The organism is Acidobacteriota bacterium (assembly GCA_016196035.1).
Taxonomy (GTDB): Bacteria; Acidobacteriota; Blastocatellia; order RBC074; family RBC074; genus JACPYM01.
In genome coordinates, this window is the sequence record JACPYM010000015.1 from 58,328 (window position 1) to 75,791 (window position 17,464).

Consider the following 17,464-nt stretch of genomic DNA (forward strand, 5'->3'; position numbering starts at 1 on the left):
AAAAAGATGCAAAGACGCACATTTCTGACTGGCACCGCCGCCTGGGTGGGCATGAACTGGCTTGCGCCTGCGGTACTCAAGGCCAGTGGCAATGCGCCGAAATTCGCGGCCAATCCGTTCGCGCTCGGTGTCGCGTCAGGCGAGCCCTGGGAAGACAGTGTAGTGTTGTGGACGCGCCTGGCGCCGGATGCGCTCAATGGCGGCGGCATGTCGCCAGCCAGCGTCGAGGTGAAATGGGAACTTGCCAGCGATGAGCAAATGAAAAACATCGTGGCGAGCGGCACGGCGATAGCGGCGGCAGATTTAGGCCACGCGGTGCACGTCGAGGTATTCGGGCTGCAACCGGCGCGTTGGTATTGGTATCGCTTTATGGTGGGCAACGAAGTCAGTCCGGTAGGGCGCACGCGCACTGCACCTGCGCCGGGCATGCTGACGGAGCGCTTCAACTTTGCCTTTGCATCTTGCCAGCATTACGAAACAGGCTGGTACACGGCTTACAAGCACATGTGCGAAGAGAATCTCGACTTGGTCGTCTTCCTGGGCGATTACATTTATGAGTACGGCGCGATTGAAGACCGCGTGCGCAAGCACAATGGCCCGGAAATCATGAACTTGAATGATTACCGCAATCGTTACGCGCTTTATAAAAGCGATGCGCTGTTGCAACGGGCGCACGCGCAATTCCCGTGGGTCGTGACCTGGGACGATCATGAGGTAGCGAACAACTACGCGGGGTTGTACGTGCCCACGCAGAAAACAGGCGTTGAGGCGCGGCGCGCGGCGGCCTATCAGGCGTTTTTTGAACACATGCCGTTGCGGCCTTCGTTGTTGCGGCAAGGGCCGTATATGGAGTTGTATCGCGATTTGAGTTTTGGCCGCTTGCTCGAAATGCAGGTGCTGGACACGCGGCAATACCGCACGCCGCAACCGTGTGGCGACGGGACGAAAGAAGCCTGCGCGGAAGTTTTCGATCCGCAGGCGACGATTTTGGGGCGCGCGCAAAAGCGTTGGTTGATGCGCAACCTCGATCGTTCGCCCGCGCGCTGGAATGTGCTGGCGCAACAGGTCATGCTGACGCCGCTCGATCTGGAGCCGGGGCCGGGGCGCAAATTCAGTATGGACAAATGGGCGGGCTACAACGTCGAGACCAAGCAGTTGATGCAATTTCTGGCGACGCGCAAACCGAGCAATGTGGTCGTGTTGTCAGGCGACATTCACTCGAACTGGGTGACCGCATTGAAGGCGGATTACGATAGGCCTGAATCCGCCGTGTTGGGCGCGGAATTCACCGGCACTTCGATCTCTTCGGCGGGCGACGGCATGGATACGCGGCCCACCACGGAAAGGCTGATTGCCGAAAATCCGCATTTGAAATTTTACAACGGGCAGCGCGGCTACGTGTGCTGTGCGGTGACGCCGGAAAAATGGCAAACCGATTTCCGCGTCGTGCCGTTCGTGACGAAGCCGGATGCGCCGGTCAGCACGCGGGCTTCGTTTGTGGTCGAAAACGGGCGACCGGGTGCGAAACAGGTTTAGTACACCGGCAACGAAGCGCTTTAATCGTTGCGGCCTCACCTCGTAGTAACGAATCAATTCGTTACTACGAGGTGAGGCTCAAACTGCCAAGGAGCTTAGTTGCCGGTGTATTTAGCCACCAAAGAAAGCAGACTTAATGCAGGAACGATTGCAGAAATTGATTGCGGCGGCGGGCGTGGCTTCGCGGCGCAAGGCGGAAGAGTTGATCTTAGAGGGACGCGTCACGATCAACGGGCAGGTCGTGAAAGAACTCGGCACCAAGGCCGATCCGGCGGAAGACCACATCAAAGTCAACGGCAAGCTGATTAACTTGAAACTGTCACAGCAAGAGAAGATTTATCTGTTGCTCTATAAACCGATGGGCTATTTGACCAGCAAGTCCGACCCGCAGGGCCGCCAGTTGGTGATTGATTTGTTGGGGAAATACCGTGACAAGGTGAATCCGGTCGGGCGGTTGGATGTGAATACCGAGGGGTTGATTCTATTGACCAACGACGGCCAGTTCACCCAGTTGATCGCGCACGCCAAACACAAAGTGCCGAAGGTGTACGAAGTCAAGGTGAAGGGCCAACCCAGCGAAGTCCAGATTCGTAAGCTCGAACGCGGGATCGTGTTGGACAAAGTAAAGACCGCGCCCGCGCAGATCAAACAGATGGAGTTGAGTGATACCAATGCCTGGTATGAAGTGACGCTGTTTGAAGGAAGGAATCAGCAGATTCGCAAAATGTTCGATTCGATTGGGCATTCGGTACTCAAGTTGCGGCGCGTGGCGATTGGCTTTTTGCGCAATGAGAAGTTGCGGCCCGGCGAGTTTCGGCTGTTGAGCGGAGCCGAGGTCAAACGCTTCTCGACATTACCAGCCGCGCCAGCCAAGGCCGCTGTGAAAAAGGCGCGGAAGAAAACGCCAGCGCCAAAGGCAACCCGTGCGTAGGGGCGGAAGCCGCAGCTTGACAAGGTTCAGAGCCAGCCTTTAGAGTCTCAACGTCTTGAATTTCAAAGCTTAGGATGTTGTCTCGATGCTCAATTCCATCAGCTTCCGTACTCGCCCTTGACCCTCTGAAACAGTTTGGTTTGTGCGGCCCACTGTGAGGCGTGAAGGCGGCAGTTTGCGGGGGCATTGCCAGGTTGCAGTTGACCAGGTTGCAGTTGAATTGAAGCAACAATGAAATATGGAAATCGTATTGGCGGAAAGTCTGGGGTTTTGCATGGGCGTCAAGCGCGCCGTTGATCTGGCGTATCGCGCGCTCGACAAAGCCGCTGGACAGCCAGTGGTGACGTTGGGGCCGTTGATTCACAACGCGCAAGAGATTGACCGGTTGCAGCGCGACGGCATCGGCGTGACCGAGGTGGAAGCGATTCCGGCCAGTGGCACGGTGGTGATTCGTGCGCATGGCGTCACGCCGCAAGCGTTTGACCAGCTTAAATCACGCGGCCTGCGCATTATGGATGGCACGTGCCCTTACGTGCATTACTCGCAGCGGCGCGCTTCAGAGCTTTATCGCGAAGGGTATACGGTCGTCATTGTCGGTGACGCCAAGCACCCGGAAATCGTCGGCATCCTGGGCTACATCAACAACGATGCTTACGCCGTCAAAACGGTCGAAGAGGCCGAGGCGTTGCCGCGGTTGGCACGCATCGGCACGATTGCGCAAACGACGATCAGTCCGCAGAAGTACAACGCGATCATTGAAGTGTTAAAGACCAAGGCGCCAGAGGTGAGGGTCTGCGAAACGATTTGCGACGCCACCACCGAGAATCAAGGTGCGATTCGCGCGCTGGCCGGTGAGGTCGAATTGCTTTATGTCATCGGCGGGCGTCACAGCGCCAACAGCGTCAAACTGGTTGAAACCGCGCGCGAACAATGCCCGCGCGCGACGCTCATCGAAACAGCGGATGAGATTGACCCGGCGGATTTGCGTGGCGTGCGCACGGTGGGTGTGAGTGCCGGCGCGTCCACACCCGATTGGATGATTCAGCGCGTCGTGGAACGGCTGCGCGAACTAGACCGTCAAATCAATGCGCTGGCGGCGTAGTGCCCGCAGCGTTGGCAAATAATGGCTTGACGGTTTATGATCCCGATTCTTTAAGTTCAAATTCCATGCCCGATCAGCAAAACGATCCTGGAGTGGCAAGCGTCACTCTCGAAGTTCTCCCAGGAGGAAGTTCAGCTCAACATGTCAACTGAAACCATTAACCAAACCGCTGACGCTACGGAGGCCGCCGCGACGGCCGTAGCCGAAAGCGCCCAACCAGCCGCCGCGAGCGTGCCGGCTGAAGCTTCTGCCCACCTTGCGGCAGGAAATAACGGCTCTAAACATGAGGCCGCTGGTGATCTGCCAGACGGTGATCTTCCAGATAGTGATCTGGAAGATTTCGCCGCGATCCTGGCTGGTTACGAGAAAGAGCACAGCACTGAGATCAGCGAAAACGAAGTCGTCAAAGGCACGGTCATCAAGATCACGGATCAGGCTGTCATCATTGACGTCGGCTTCAAATCCGAAGGCATCGTCAATGTCGCCGAGTTCAAAGAGGGCGACACCGTTACGGTCAAACCGGGCGATCAAGTTGATGTCTACGTCAAACAACTCGAAAACTCCGAAGGCTATGTCGAGTTGTCGCGCGCCGATGCTGTCCGCATGCAGACGTGGGATTTGATTGAGAACGCCTATAAGACCGGCGAGATCATCAAGGCCCGCGTGCTCGACCGCATCAAAGGCGGCTTGCGCGTGGACATCGGCGGCGTCCAGGCCTTCCTGCCCGGCAGCCAGGTGGACGTCCGGCCCGTGCGCAACCTCGATTCGTTCCGCAACAAAGACATTGATGTCCGTGTGTTGAAGGTCAACAAGAAGCGCGGCAACATCGTGCTTTCGCGCAAGGTGCTGCTCGAAGAGGAGATCAACAACAAGAAGGGCGAAACGCTCAAATTCCTCGAAGAAGGCATCATCGTCGAGGGCCAGGTCAAGAACATCACCGAATACGGCGCCTTCATTGATCTCGGCGGCATTGACGGCCTGCTGCACATCACTGATATGTCGTGGGGCCGCATTCAAAATCCGACCGAAGTCCTCAAGGTGGGCGAGAACGTGCAGGTCAAGGTGCTCAAGTTCGACCGCGACAAAGAGCGCGTCAGTTTGGGTTACAAGCAACTGATTCCCGATCCCTGGGCGACGACGTTTGAACGTTTTCCGTCCGGTTCGCGCGTCAAAGGCAAAGTCGTTTCCGTCACCGATTACGGCGCCTTTGTCGAATTGGAAGACGGCATCGAAGGCCTGATCCACGTTTCGGAAATGAGTTGGTCGAAGCGCGTCAAGCATCCGTCCAAGCTGGTCAATGTCGGCAACGAAGTCGAGGCGCAGGTGTTGGCGGTGGATCAAAACAATCGCCGCATCAGCCTCGGCATGAAGCAGATCGAAACCAATCCCTGGGACACGATCATGGCGCGTTACGCGGTCGGCACGCGGGTCAAAGGCCGCGTGCGCAACCTGACCGATTTCGGCGCGTTTGTCGAAGTCGAGGACGGCATTGACGGCCTCGTGCACGTCTCTGACATCTCGTGGACGAAGCGCATCAAGCATCCGAACGAGGCCCTGAAAAAGAACCAGGAAGTCGAAGCGATTATCACAGCGATTGATGTCGAGAACCGCCGCTTGTCGCTTTCGATCAAAGACCTCGAACCGAACGCCTGGGAACGCTTCTTCAACGAACACAAGCCGGGTGATGTCGTGTCGGGCAAGGTCACGCGCTTTGCCAACTTCGGCGCCTTTGTCGAGTTGGATGATGGTATCGAAGGTCTCTGCCACGTTTCCGAACTGGCGGAACAACACGTGGAGCGTCCCGAAGATGCCGTCAAACAAGGCCAGAAACTTCAATTCAAGATTCTGAAGATGGATCGCGAAGCGAAGAAGATCGGTCTGTCGGCGCGCGCGGTCGGCAAGGACGAACCGATTTACGATTCGGGGAACTTTAGTTCAGGCGGTTCCGGCATGGCGAGCCTGGGTGAGATCGCCGGGTTGAATCGTTCAAACGACAACTAACCGGGAAGCGCATTTACGCTAGAGACAAACGGGAACACGAGTCAGGCTCGTGTTCCCGGTGTTTCGTTAGCGCCGCAAATTACGCAACCATGACCGGCGCAAAGCCATGAAACGTAGCAATCTGATTTGGATCACGATCATCGGTGTTGTCCTGCTCGGCATGTTCGGCCTGACGATTTTCGCGTTAATGTCCGGCCTGTCCACCGGCGGTGGCAGTGGTTTTGGCAGCGGTGACCGCATCGCGGTCATTCCGGTTGAAGGGGTGATTGGCGGCGGTATGGCAAAAACCGTCAATCGGTACTTAAAGCAGTACGGCGAAGACGAGCGCATCAAAGCGATCATCTTACGCATTGACAGTCCCGGTGGCGGCGTTTCTGATTCGCAGGAGATCTATCGCGAAGTCAAACGCGTCAAAGAAGAGAAGAAGAAAAAGGTGATCGTTTCGATGGGCAGCGTGGCGGCTTCGGGCGGCTATTACGTAGCCTGCCCGGCGGATCGCATTTTTGCCAATCCAGGCACGATCACAGGCAGCATTGGCGTGATCGCCGAATGGTTGAATTACAAAGAGCTGGCCGATTGGGCTAAGGTTAAACCGGTGGTTTTCAAAACCGGAGAATTCAAAGACACCGGTTCGGCCACGCGTGAAATCTCTGACCACGAACGCCAGTATTTTCAGAGCCTGATCAATGAGATGTTCGGGCAATTCGTGGGCGCGGTTGCCGAAGGGCGCAAGGGCCGGGGCGGGGAAGGCCGGCAATTGACCGATGTCGAAAAGGTCAAACAGTTGGCGGATGGCCGCGTCTTCACGGGCGAAACGGCCAAAGTGAATGGTTTGGTTGACGAGTTGGGCAATTTTGAAGATGCCGTGAAGTACACGGCCAAGCTGATCGGAATGAAAGGCGAGCCGTCGCTCGTCAGCCCACCCAAAGAGCGCGATGGGTTTTCGCTGTTGGATTTGTTGTTGGGCACCACGAAACTCAAAGCGATTTTACCGGCTGAATTACCGAGGCAGTTGAGTGATCTGGATACTTCGGTGCGGTTCCGGTATCAAATGCGGTAGCGCTGCCGTCACCAAGTAGTAAGTGCGCTATGCAGCCAGTGATTGATTCACCCATGCAAAGAACTACGGAGGAGCAATGACCAAAGCAGAGTTGGTTGAAGAAGTCGCCCGTGCGGCCGAGTTGACCAAAAAAGACTCGGAAGTGATTGTGGACGAGGTCTTCAAAAACATTATTCAGGCGCTCAATCGCGGCGAGAAAATCGAGTTGCGCGGGTTTGGTTCGTTTCGCGTGCGCCAGCGTGACGCCCGGCGCGGACGCAACCCGAAAACCGGCGAGCCGGTAGACATCCCAGCCAAAAGTGTGCCGTATTTCAAACCTGGCAAGGAATTGAAGGAACTCATCAACGATGGGGCGCCGGGTGCGGCAGATGCTGATGATTCGGATGATCTGGATGATGCCGCTGATTTGGCTGCTGGGGCCGCGGAAGCGAGTGGGACGACGACGGCTGTGTAAGCCGCTGTCGCGCGCGTTCAGATTGACTTCGCCTTGAAATTGACGATTCCTCAGCTACGCGTCGCCGCCGCTCCCTCTGCGTAACTCTGCACGGCGCACCAAGCTAGCTTTGCATACTCTTTTAACCCGCTTTTTTGCTAAACGCTTTCCGGCAGACTTCGTTTTGTCAGCCGTGAGCGCGTGACCGCCTTTAGGCATTTGCAAATGAGGTGTTTATGCAACCGCTGCAATCCTGGCGCTCCAACCATCCCTTATGCCAATCCGGCTGCACCTGGGTGGCCCTTTGCTTATGGGTGCTCGTCGGAAATGTGACTGCCGTGGCGCAAGGTTCCGGTGGCGCCGCTGGTTCCAGCGGCAGCCGTACCAACACGGGGACGAATAGTATTCGCGGAAAAGTATTTCTGCCTTCCGGCCTGACGCCCGAGCAACGGTTGCGCGTGGTTTTGGAAATCAGCACTGGCGGGATTGCGGCGGAAACCTTCACTGACTCCGTCGGGAATTTCGATTTCCGCTCCGTCGCCAACAATAATTACCGCGTGACCATTTACACGGATCAGCGCTTGTTTGAGACGACGCAGGAAACACTTGAGGTGTATGGCAATTTCGCGCGCACGTACAACGTGCAAATTTACCTGCGCGAAAAGTGGGCTGACACCCTACAGTCAAAAGACAAAATGCTCTCGGTGGCGGATACACAAGAAGCGCCCAAGAGCGCCAAAAAACTTTACGAGAAAGGTCTCAAACTCGCCCGTGAAGGCAAGCCACAAGAGGCTGTCGGCCCATTGAAAGAGGCATTGCAAGCCTTTCCGGCCTACATGAATGCCCTTAACAAACTCGGCGAGCAGCACCTGCGGTTGGCACAGCCGGCGGAAGCGCAGGCGTTGTTTGAACGCGCCCTCGCCGTGAATGACAAATTTGCTTTGCCGCATATCAACCTGGGCATATTGTTGCTCAATCTCAAACGCGTGCCCGAAGCGATCAAAGAACTCGAAACCGGCAACAACCTCGATGACAGTTTCCCGATGGGCCATGTGCAATTGGGATTGGCGTTGATGCTGGTGGAGCCGTTGGATTACGAGCGGGTCGAAAAGGAATTCAAGCGCGCGCTGCAAATCGCCGGCAAGGAGATTCCGCAAGCGCACCTTCATCTATTCAATCTTTACACGCGCCACAAAGAGTATCAGAAGGCGCTTACGCAACTGGATGAATACCTGAAAGACGCGCCAAACACCCCTGAAGCCGAAGTCGTCCGGCAAAAACGCGATGCGTTGCGGAAGGTAGCCGGTAGCCGGTAGTCACAAACACTTGAGCAAGCAAAAAGCCCTGAGAGAGATGGTTCTTAGACCTCGCTCTCAGGGCTTTGCTTTAGAACCGACTACCGGCTACTGCCGACTCATCACATAGACGCCGCCTGAAAACGATCCCACATAGAGCCGGTTCGGATTGAAGGGGTCGGCGGCCAGATTCTTAAACAGCACGCTGGGCAAGGCGCTGACGTCGAGCGGTTCCCAGTTCTTGCCGCGATCCAGCGAGTGATAAAAATTACCGCGCAGATGATCGCTCAAATACAACTCATCGGGGTTGAGTAGGTTGACCGAGAGCGCACTGGCATCCACCAGCATCGGCATGCCGCCGCCACGTTGTTCCCAGGTGCGCCCGCCATCCAACGAGCGGAAAAACCCTTCGGTCGTGCCCACGTAAATTGTTTCCGCTGTGCGCGGATCAAAGGTGAGCGCGCGTATGCGCAGAGGTTGCTCACCCAAAGGCAACACTTCAAAACTGTCGCCGTTATCGCGCGAAATCAACAATCCCGAATCGGTGCCGAGTAAAATCAAACCCGGTGCGTGCGGGCTGGTGGCGAGCGCTTTTAAGGTCAGGCGTGCGTTGCCGCCATCAGGGTTGGGCAGTTTCAGTATTTGCCAGCCTTTCTTTTCATCAGTGCTGCGAAACAAGCCATCCCAGGTGACGGCGATGAAGCCGGAGGCGGCTGGCTCGGCGGGCGGCGCCGTGGTTTCCACCAAGGCAGAAACCGGGGCTGACGCTCCTTCGTTCTGAACGATTGCACTTGGCCGCAGCTTGAGTGGGGCCAGTTGAAAGACCTGCGTTTGCAGATCGGCCAGTGCGTTTTGCGGGTCAGGTGCGGCTGGCGAGGCAGGCTTTTTGCTCGTGCTTGGTTTCTTGCTGCGGCCTTGGGCTGGAACAGGTCGAGTCTTAACGACCGGTATGGGTCGTCGCAGCGGTTGTTTGTGCAGTGGATTGGCAGTTTGCAGTGCGGTTGCTTGCACATCCGCCGTGGCCGGGTCGAGTGCTTTGGCTGGTAACGCTTCCACAGCAGGGTCTTGCCGTTTCACCTGCGCCCAACTGCGACCACGATCGGCGGAGCGAAACAGCCCGCTATTGGTGCCCGCGTAAATCGTCTCCGGTTCGGTTTCGGACTGATAGATCGAATAAACATCGCGCACGCCCATGCCCTCGACCGATTGTTTCCAGGTCAGGCCGCCGTCTTCACTGATGAAAAAGCCGCCGTTGGCCGAGTCATACAAGACCCCCGCGTAAATGCGCCCGCGTTCGGCGCGGTCGGCGACGACGGTGTTGACGTAACGGCTGATGAAACCGGCATTACTGAGTTCGTAATTCTCGCCGCCGTCATTGCTAATCAAAATGCCGTAATTGTCAGTTGCGGCAAAGACGCGTTCAGGCCGGTCGGGATGCACGGCAATCGCGTTGATGACCAGCCGCGCCGTGACTTGCCGCCACGAATCGGGCGCGCCGCCTTTGACCGAACGCCAGAGTCCTTCGATAGTGCCGGCAAAAACGACTTCGGGCAGTGTCGGGTGTTGATAGATGGTGTGCGTGCGCCGGGCGGAGTAGGGAATGCCTTTGACCTTTGTCCAGTTGGCGCTGCCGTCCGTCGAGCGATAGATACCGCTGCACGCGCACATCCACATGGCGTCAGGATTGGCTTCGTCAATGCGGATCGAAAAGATGTCGGAGTCGTCAATCATGCCCGTCTCTTTCATCCCGGTCAGTTTCCAGTTCTGACCGCCATCGGTCGTCTTCCACGGCAAATGCCAAGTGCCGACGAAAATGGTATTGGGATCGCGCGGATCAATTGCGGCGGAATGAAAGCCGGTCAACTCCTTGTCGTTTTCAGGCGTGATGCGCCGCCACGTCGCGCCGTGATCAATGCTGCGAAACACGCCGTCGCGCGCCACCGTGACCAGCACGTCGGGGTCTTTGGCGGCTTGTGCCAGCCCCAACACGGAATGTTCGCGTAAGGCGGCAATCTCATGCCAGCTTTCGCCCTGGTCGCGCGTGACATACAACCCGCCGCCCGTCGCATCGTCCTTGGCGTCTACCACCTGTTTGACGCCGACAAAAATCGTTCCCGTTTGTGCCTGATCAAAATGGATGAAGGTGACGGCAAAGCCCGGCGACTTAATTCCCGGACGCATGCGGCGCCAAATCTGTCCGCCATCCACCGAACGGAACAACTGCCCGTCACTCGTGCCAAGCAGCACGCGGTCGGCATTGCGCGGATCAATCGCCAACGCCTTAACGTCGCCGCCAAACGGGCCGGTCATCTGCCAGACGCGCGCGCGTTCGACCGCATTGGCAGGCGAAACCGCCAGATCAATGTGCGCGACGTTGGTGATGCGCCAGGTCGTCTGCTTGAAATTGTCGAAGTCGGAATTCCCTTGGCCGAGCGCCATGGCCACGCCCAGCCAAAGCCAACAGGTGAGGGGTATTAAATGGGGTAACTTGCGTATGTTTCGCCGTGTCATCATCTCTCCCATGCTGAAATCTCCAACCAGCCAGGGGCTTGCTGCCAGCCAGGGGCTTGCTGGTTGCGGGGGCAATCAATACAGCACTCAAAGGGACGCGCGCCATTGTAGCCGCGCCGCAGGGCAAAGCAAACCGCATAAATTCAATCGTCAGAAAGGAGGTGTGCGCTAGAGGCAGGAAGTGTGGCCCCAGATGGCTTGGCTGGAAACGCGCTGCCAGTTGCCCATGAACGTGGCAGGCCGATTCGCAAAGCGGGCCAGGCTTGTTACATCGCCAAGCTGGATTTGCCCCGTTTCGTCACCCCTGCTAGCCTTAGGCGCTATGCCATACCAAGTACGTTTGCTGAGTTGTTGTTTAAGCCTACTTTGGGTAAGTGTGCCGGTGTTGAGCCAAACGCCGCAAGCCGTGCCGCCCAAAGCAATCCCAAAATCCGCCGCTGGCCCACGTCGCCTTGCGTTTGCCGAAGCCCAAAAATTGCTGGGCGAGGCGCGCGAGGGCGACCTGGAAAAACTGTTGCGGCGCGAGCAAGTGACTTACACGCGCACAATGCTCGCCGGCGGCCAAGTGCTGGAACTGTTTTACCCGGTCGTTGCCAACCAGCCGGGCAAAGCCGGTAGCAAAGCGCGCACGACGACCGTGCCCGGTTACGGCGTGCTCTATGACTCGCTGGCGGCTTATAACGAAGACAAGCGCCCGCGCCACGCCTTGGAAGGGTTGATTCCCGACGGCAACGCGTTTATTGCAGCGGTGCCGCAATTGGTGGCGCGGCTGGAAAAGCGTTTGCGCACGGGACGGCTGGATTATTCGCGCGCCAGCTTGCGCAAGCTGGATTCATTCGTCGCCGCGTATCGCCGCAACCACCTGAGCAGCGAAACCGATGCTGGGCTGTTTCAGGAACTGACGGCTTATTACGGCGAAACGCTGCGCCGCGCGCTCAACGCCGAATGGCAGGTGCTGAACGAGCGTGTCGGCAAGACGCCGTATGTGCACGCCGAACCGAACTTGCGTTACACGCCCACGGGCGCGGTGCGCAGCCTGGTCGTCAAGCCGTGGAGCAGCGTCTTCAATGCGCTGTATGACGAAGCGCAACAGGGCGGGGCTGTGACGCGGGCGTTTGACGCCGATGCGGCGGGCAAATAAAGAAAGCCTCGTGAAGTTGGCGGCGTCTGTGCCGCATGCACGCCAAAGACGCCGCGCTCAGCAATCCGCATAAACTACGGATTGCGGATTGCTGAGCGCGGCGGTATAAGTGCGGCGCATTTCCACCCTTTCACTCGCCGAAGTCGGGCAGTCGGCGAAACTGACCGTCAGTGGCTTAGCTGCCGATTGCGTCACGTGTCTATGGACGGGCGTCCCGCAAGGCTTCCGGCCCAGCGCACCCGACGTCTGGGCGCGCGCCAGCTTGAGTACGATAGTTCAAGGTTCTATCCAAGGTGGGAGTTGCTGCGATTTTTCCCCCTGATCCGCGGTTGTCTGCGTTGATCCGCGGTTGATTGAGTGGAGGAAGCAAGACGATGCAAAGCAAAACGAAATTTCAAATCGCGACAATGCTGCTGGCAGTTTTTTGTGCGGGGCTGACAGGGTTCTTTTCAAGCGCGGCCAGCGCGAACAAAGAGGCCGTCACCTACGCCAAACACGCCGCTCCCATTCTGCAAAAACGCTGCGAAGAATGCCATCACGCGGGCGGCGCGGCGCCGATGGCCTTCACCAGTTATGAAGCGGCGCGCCCCTGGGCCAAGGCGATCAAAGAGAAAGTCGTCAGCCGCCAGATGCCGCCCTTTCACGCGACCGGCGCGGTGGGCCGCTATCTGGACGATCCGCGCTTGACCGACGCTGAAATCGCGACGATCACGCAATGGGTAGACGGCGGCGCAGCCAAAGGCAATGCCAAAGACGCGCCCACGCCGTTGACCTGGAAAAACGATTGGAAGTTGGGCCAGCCGGATTTGGTGTTGAAGGTGCGGCAGGCCTATACGGTAAAAGCGAACTCGAAAGATAAGTATGTGTTTTTTGTCTTCGATCACGTCTTTGCCGAAGACACCTGGCTGAGTTCCATCGTCACGCATCCGGGCAATCCCAAAGCCGTCCATCACGCCAACACGCACCTCGTGCCGCCCAACGTTATCGCGCCCGCCGAAGGTTATTTCGGCCCCGATTTTCAACCCGGCAAGAACGGCACCGTGATGATTTCAGGTTGGGTACCCGGCACCAACGACGTATTGCTGCCCGCTGGCACTGCCGTGAAGATTCCCAAAGGCATGCGCTTCGGCATCCAGATTCACTACGCGCCGTCAGAGAAAGAACTGACTGATGCGACTTCGATTGGGCTTTATTTTGCCGACGGAACGGTCAACAAAAACCTGCGGATGATGTTCGGCGACCGCAAGGATTTGGCGATTCCGCCGGGCGATGCAAACTATTCGCTCTCTTCAAAAGCAGCTTTTGCCACCGACGGCTTGATTCGCTTTTTTCACGTGCACATGCATCTGCGCGGCAAGTCGTATGCGTTTAGGTTCACTTATCCCGATGGCCGCAGCGAGACGCTGTTTGATGTGCCGAATTACGATTTCAACTGGCAGCGCAGCTACATTTTGAAAGAGCCAATTCAGGTGCCGAAGGGGACGCAGGTCGAATTCATCGGCACGTATGACAACAGCACTAAGAACAAATACAACCCCGACGCCACGCAGACGGTGCACTGGGGCGAGTTCACCAACGACGAGATGATGCAGGGCCGCATCTTTTGGGAGTCGGTGGATGAGCAATTGAATTTGAAGGTGAAGAAAGGGCGCGTGGTAACCAGTGAATCCGCAGAACGATAAGGTAAGGGGATGAACAGAGAAGAACTGGGCCTCACGATCATCATCTACATTTCCTTCGTTATTAGCATCGCCTTTGAATGGCTGTATTGGCAGCGCAAAGGCATTCGCGCGAAATACGATGCGCGTGATTCGTTCGCCAATTACGTGCTGCTGGCGTTGACGGTCGCGATCACCGAACCTGCCAAAGTGCTGTTCATCGTGGCCGGGCTGGGGTGGTTTTACCAGTATGGATTGCAGTGGATGCCCAGCACCGGGTGGTCGTTCGGACTAGCCTTTCTAGGTGTGGATTTAGGTTACTACTGGTTTCATCGCGCCAGCCACCGCAGCCGCTTCCTCTGGGCGATTCACGTTTCGCACCATTCGTCAGAGAAGCTGAATTTTTCGGTCGCCCTGCGCCAGCCGCCGCTGGAACACCTGCTGGACTGGCTCTGGTTTGTCTGGCTGGCGCTGCTCGGGTTTTCGCCGAAGCTGATTCTGACCATCTACGGCTTGAACCTGACCTATCAGTTCTTCATCCACACCGAACTGGTTTACAAACTGCCGCGCTGGGTCGAATACATCTTCAACACGCCCTCGCACCACCGCGTGCATCACGGCACGAATGCCGAATACATTGATATGAATTACGGCGGCGTTTTCATCATCTGGGATCGCCTCTTCGGTTCGTTTGTCGAAGAACACTCGCCGGTGTGTTATGGCATCTTGCATCCGATTCATTCGTACAATCCGTTTTATGTCGGCTTTCATCTGTGGGCGGACATCTGGCGTGATTTGCGGCAGCCGGGTTCGTTGTGGGTGAAATTCAAGCAGGTGTTTGCGCCGCCGGGTTGGGCCGAAGAATACAAACTCAGTAAGACGCCATGAAAAAATATCTTGTTAGCGCGCTGGTTTTCGCGGCGGTCGTATGGTTGACAGCGGCGGCAAAAGTAGCTCCGCCGAAACCGGTTGGCCCTTTGCCTTCACCCGCGCAACTGGCCTGGCAACAGCTTGAATACTATGCCTTCGCGCATTTCGGCATGAATACCTTCACCGATCACGAATGGGGCGAAGGGCGCGCGCAGCCAGACAATTTCAATCCCACGCAATTCGACGCCCGCCAATGGGCGCGCGTCGTCAAAGCCGCTGGCATGCGCGGCATTATCATCACCGCCAAACACCATGACGGCTTTTGCCTGTGGCCTTCGGCAACGACCGAATACACGGTCAAGCAAGCGAAATGGCGTGACGGGCAAGGCGATGTGTTGAAGGATTTGTCGGCGGCCTGTCAGGAGGCTGGGTTGAAATTCGGCGTGTATATCTCGCCCTGGGATCGCAATCATCCGCTCTATGGCACGCCGAAATACAACGGCGTTTACAAAGCGCAATGGCGCGAATTGCTCAGCAACTACGGCCCGGTCTTTGAATCCTGGCTGGATGGCGCAAACGATGGCAAGAAGCGCATGGTTTACGATTTCTGGGGCTTTTTCTCGACGATCAAGGGCTTGCAGCCGAACACGATCATCTTCAGCGACGCGGGGCCGGACATTCGTTGGGTTGGCAACGAGAAAGGCTTTGCAGGCGAAACCAACTGGTCACCGCGTGAGAACGAAGGCACGTTTCCAGGCTTCGCCGATGAAAAGCAGTTGAACGTCGGGGATGAAAACGGCACGACGTGGCTGCCCGCCGAATGCGACGTTTCGCTTCGCCCCGGCTGGTTCTATCACGCGAACGAAGACGAGAAGCTGAAATCGGTCGAGCAGTTGCTGAGCATCTATTACGGCTCGGTCGGGCGCAACGCGAATCTGTTGCTGAACATTGGCGTTGACCGGCGTGGCCTCGTCAATGAAAACGATGAACGGCGTTTGCTCGAATTCAAACAGGCGTTGGACAGGGAATTCGCCAACAAGCTGACGCCCGCCAAAATCACGGCGACAAATGTGCGCGGCAACAGCGCCGTGTTTAGCGCGGCGAAAGCGACCGATGCCGATGCGAATAGTTATTGGGCGACGGATGACGGTGTGACGGCGGCGGCGCTCGAATTGGATTTCGGCAGGGAAGTCGAGTTCAACCGCTTCATGGCGCAAGAACAGATTGCGCTGGGCCAGCGCGTCAAAAAGTTCTCGCTGCAAATCTGGCAGAACGGCGCGTATGAAACCATCGCGCAAGAGACGACGATTGGCTACAAACGACTGCTGCGTTTCCCGGCGGTCAAAACCAGCAAACTGAAGTTTATGATTGAAGCCGCCAAGGCTTGTCCAGTGATTAACAACGTCGCGGTATACCTTGCGCCATGAAAAGAGAGATGACGGAACAGACGGAAATAACGGAACAGACGGAAGATTTAACCAGCCTGGCCTTTTCTGGTTGTTCCGTTATTTCCGTCTGTTCCGTCATCTCGTTTTCTGTTCGCGTGTACGTCAATCAAACATCAAGGAACACACAATGCAGATTCGGAAATTCGCTTTTACCTTCATCGCATTTCTTTGTTTAGCCTTACCACTGCGTGCGCAAGACCGCGTTGGCACTGTGCAAGTCCGTGTTCGTACAGACCACGCTGATTGGTTGTACAAACCAGGCCAGCCGGTCAAATTCACTATGACAATCGTTCAGGACGGGCAGCCGGTCACCAACGCCAAGCTGACCTATCGCATCGGCCCCGAACAGATGCCGCCGAAGATCGAACAAACGGTTGCGTTCACCGGCGCGGAAATCACGGTTGAAGGCGGCACGCTGAACGAAGGCGGCTTTCTGCGTTGTGTTGCTACGGCAGTAGTCAACGGCAAGACGTATCGCGGCCTGTCCACGGCGGGCTTTGCGCCCGAAACGATCAAGCCGACGATGGAAGACCCGGCGGATTTTGACGGCTTCTGGAACGCCAACAAAGAGCGGCTCGCCAAAATTCCGCTTGATGCCAAGGTCACGCTGCTGCCTGATTACGGCACGGCCAAGACCGCCTGTTATCACGTCAATCTGCAAAACATCGGCATGGCTAGCGCGCCCTCGCGGCTTTACGGCGTGCTGTGCGAACCGCGCGCGGCGGGCAAATATCCGGCGCTTTTGTATGTGCCGGGCGCGGGCGTGCGGCCCTATCGCGGCGCGCTCGAATTGGCGGAGCAAGGCATCATCACTTTCCAGATCGGCATTCACGGCATTCCGGTGACGATGGAGCAAAGCGTCTATGACGCCTTGGGTGCGGGCGCGTTACAGGGCTATCAGACTTTCGGGATGGAGAGCCGCGACCGCTATTACTACAAGCGCGTGTATCTGGGTTGCGTGCGCGCCAACGATTTTCTGGTGAACCTGCCGAAGTGGGATGGCGAACATCTGGCGGTGACCGGCGGCAGTCAGGGCGGCGCCTTGACAATCGTGACGGCGGCGCTCGACCCACGCGTGAAAGGTCTGGCCGCGATTTATCCGGCACTGTCCGATACGACCGGCTATCTGAAAAATCGCGCGGGCGGCTGGCCGCACATGTTTCGCGCCGATGCCAAAGGCGAAAGCCCGCATCGCACGCCAGAGAAGATCGCCACGCTGGGCTATTACGATGTCGTCAACTTTGCGCGCCGGGTGAAAGTGCCGGGCTTGTATTCGTGGGGCTTTAACGACGAGACCTGTCCGCCGACTTCGATGTATTCGGCCTACAACGTGGTGAGCGCGCCGAAGCGGTTGATGCTGGCGCTGGAAACCGGGCACAACAACGTGCCGGAACAGATGGAGCGCATCAATCGGTGGTTGGAGAGCTTTTTGAAGACGGGCAAGGCCGAGCAGTAGTTTGCTAGGCCCAAGATGAACG

Annotated in this window: 13 protein-coding genes; 12 read left to right on the plus strand and 1 reads right to left on the minus strand. The window is 57.1% G+C overall.

What is annotated here, in order from left to right; genetic code table 11:
- The first annotated feature begins 6 nt into the window (after positions 1–6).
- The 7 genes from HY011_05200 to HY011_05230 all read left to right on the plus strand — a co-directional run bounded on the left by HY011_05200 (position 7) and on the right by HY011_05230 (position 8,379).
- Positions 7–1,536 (plus strand): alkaline phosphatase D family protein, encoded by a 1,530-nt coding sequence (locus tag HY011_05200; protein ID MBI3422314.1) that lies wholly within the window; start codon positions 7–9, stop codon positions 1,534–1,536.
- Between the two features lie 136 nt (positions 1,537–1,672).
- Positions 1,673–2,467, plus strand: a complete 795-nt coding sequence (locus tag HY011_05205) for an rRNA pseudouridine synthase (protein MBI3422315.1) — start codon at positions 1,673–1,675, stop codon at positions 2,465–2,467.
- A 238-nt stretch (positions 2,468–2,705) separates the two neighbouring features.
- The gene (gene ispH / locus HY011_05210; GenBank protein ID MBI3422316.1) at positions 2,706–3,569 is read left to right on the plus strand and encodes a 4-hydroxy-3-methylbut-2-enyl diphosphate reductase; all 864 of its coding nucleotides are present in this window, start codon (positions 2,706–2,708) and stop codon (positions 3,567–3,569) included.
- A gap of 141 nt (positions 3,570–3,710) precedes the next feature.
- Positions 3,711–5,570 carry a 30S ribosomal protein S1 gene (locus tag HY011_05215; GenBank protein MBI3422317.1) on the plus strand — a complete coding sequence of 620 codons (1,860 nt, stop codon included), beginning with the start codon at positions 3,711–3,713 and terminating at the stop codon, positions 5,568–5,570.
- 106 nt (positions 5,571–5,676) lie between these two features.
- On the plus strand, positions 5,677–6,630 hold the full coding sequence (sppA, locus tag HY011_05220) for a signal peptide peptidase SppA (GenBank protein ID MBI3422318.1): 954 nt from the start codon (positions 5,677–5,679) through the stop codon (positions 6,628–6,630).
- Between the two features lie 76 nt (positions 6,631–6,706).
- Positions 6,707–7,084: an integration host factor subunit beta gene (locus HY011_05225; GenBank protein ID MBI3422319.1), complete on the plus strand. Its 378-nt coding sequence runs from the start codon at positions 6,707–6,709 to the stop codon at positions 7,082–7,084.
- Positions 7,085–7,299: 215 nt separating this feature from the next.
- Entirely contained in the window at positions 7,300–8,379 is a 1,080-nt protein-coding gene (locus tag HY011_05230) for a tetratricopeptide repeat protein (GenBank protein MBI3422320.1), read from the plus strand.
- 87 nt (positions 8,380–8,466) lie between these two features.
- Here the strand turns inward: HY011_05230 and HY011_05235 are convergent, their stop codons facing one another.
- Positions 8,467–10,797 carry a hypothetical protein gene (locus HY011_05235; protein ID MBI3422321.1) on the minus strand — a complete coding sequence of 777 codons (2,331 nt, stop codon included), beginning with the start codon at positions 10,795–10,797 and terminating at the stop codon, positions 8,467–8,469.
- 394 nt (positions 10,798–11,191) lie between these two features.
- Between HY011_05235 and HY011_05240 the strand changes: the two genes are divergently transcribed.
- The 5 genes from HY011_05240 (at position 11,192) to HY011_05260 (ending at position 17,442) form a co-directional block, all read left to right on the plus strand.
- Complete coding sequence (locus HY011_05240) at positions 11,192–12,010, plus strand: hypothetical protein (GenBank protein ID MBI3422322.1); 819 nt, start codon at positions 11,192–11,194, stop codon at positions 12,008–12,010.
- Between the two features lie 374 nt (positions 12,011–12,384).
- Complete coding sequence (locus HY011_05245) at positions 12,385–13,692, plus strand: thiol-disulfide isomerase (protein MBI3422323.1); 1,308 nt, start codon at positions 12,385–12,387, stop codon at positions 13,690–13,692.
- A 9-nt stretch (positions 13,693–13,701) separates the two neighbouring features.
- On the plus strand, positions 13,702–14,556 hold the full coding sequence (locus HY011_05250; GenBank protein MBI3422324.1) for a sterol desaturase family protein: 855 nt from the start codon (positions 13,702–13,704) through the stop codon (positions 14,554–14,556).
- The gene (locus HY011_05255) at positions 14,553–15,965 is read left to right on the plus strand and encodes an alpha-L-fucosidase (protein ID MBI3422325.1); all 1,413 of its coding nucleotides are present in this window, start codon (positions 14,553–14,555) and stop codon (positions 15,963–15,965) included. The genes HY011_05250 and HY011_05255 overlap by 4 nt, the downstream gene beginning before the upstream one ends.
- A gap of 148 nt (positions 15,966–16,113) precedes the next feature.
- Positions 16,114–17,442 (plus strand): acetylxylan esterase, encoded by a 1,329-nt coding sequence (locus tag HY011_05260; GenBank protein ID MBI3422326.1) that lies wholly within the window; start codon positions 16,114–16,116, stop codon positions 17,440–17,442.
- The last annotated feature ends 22 nt before the right edge of the window (positions 17,443–17,464 follow it).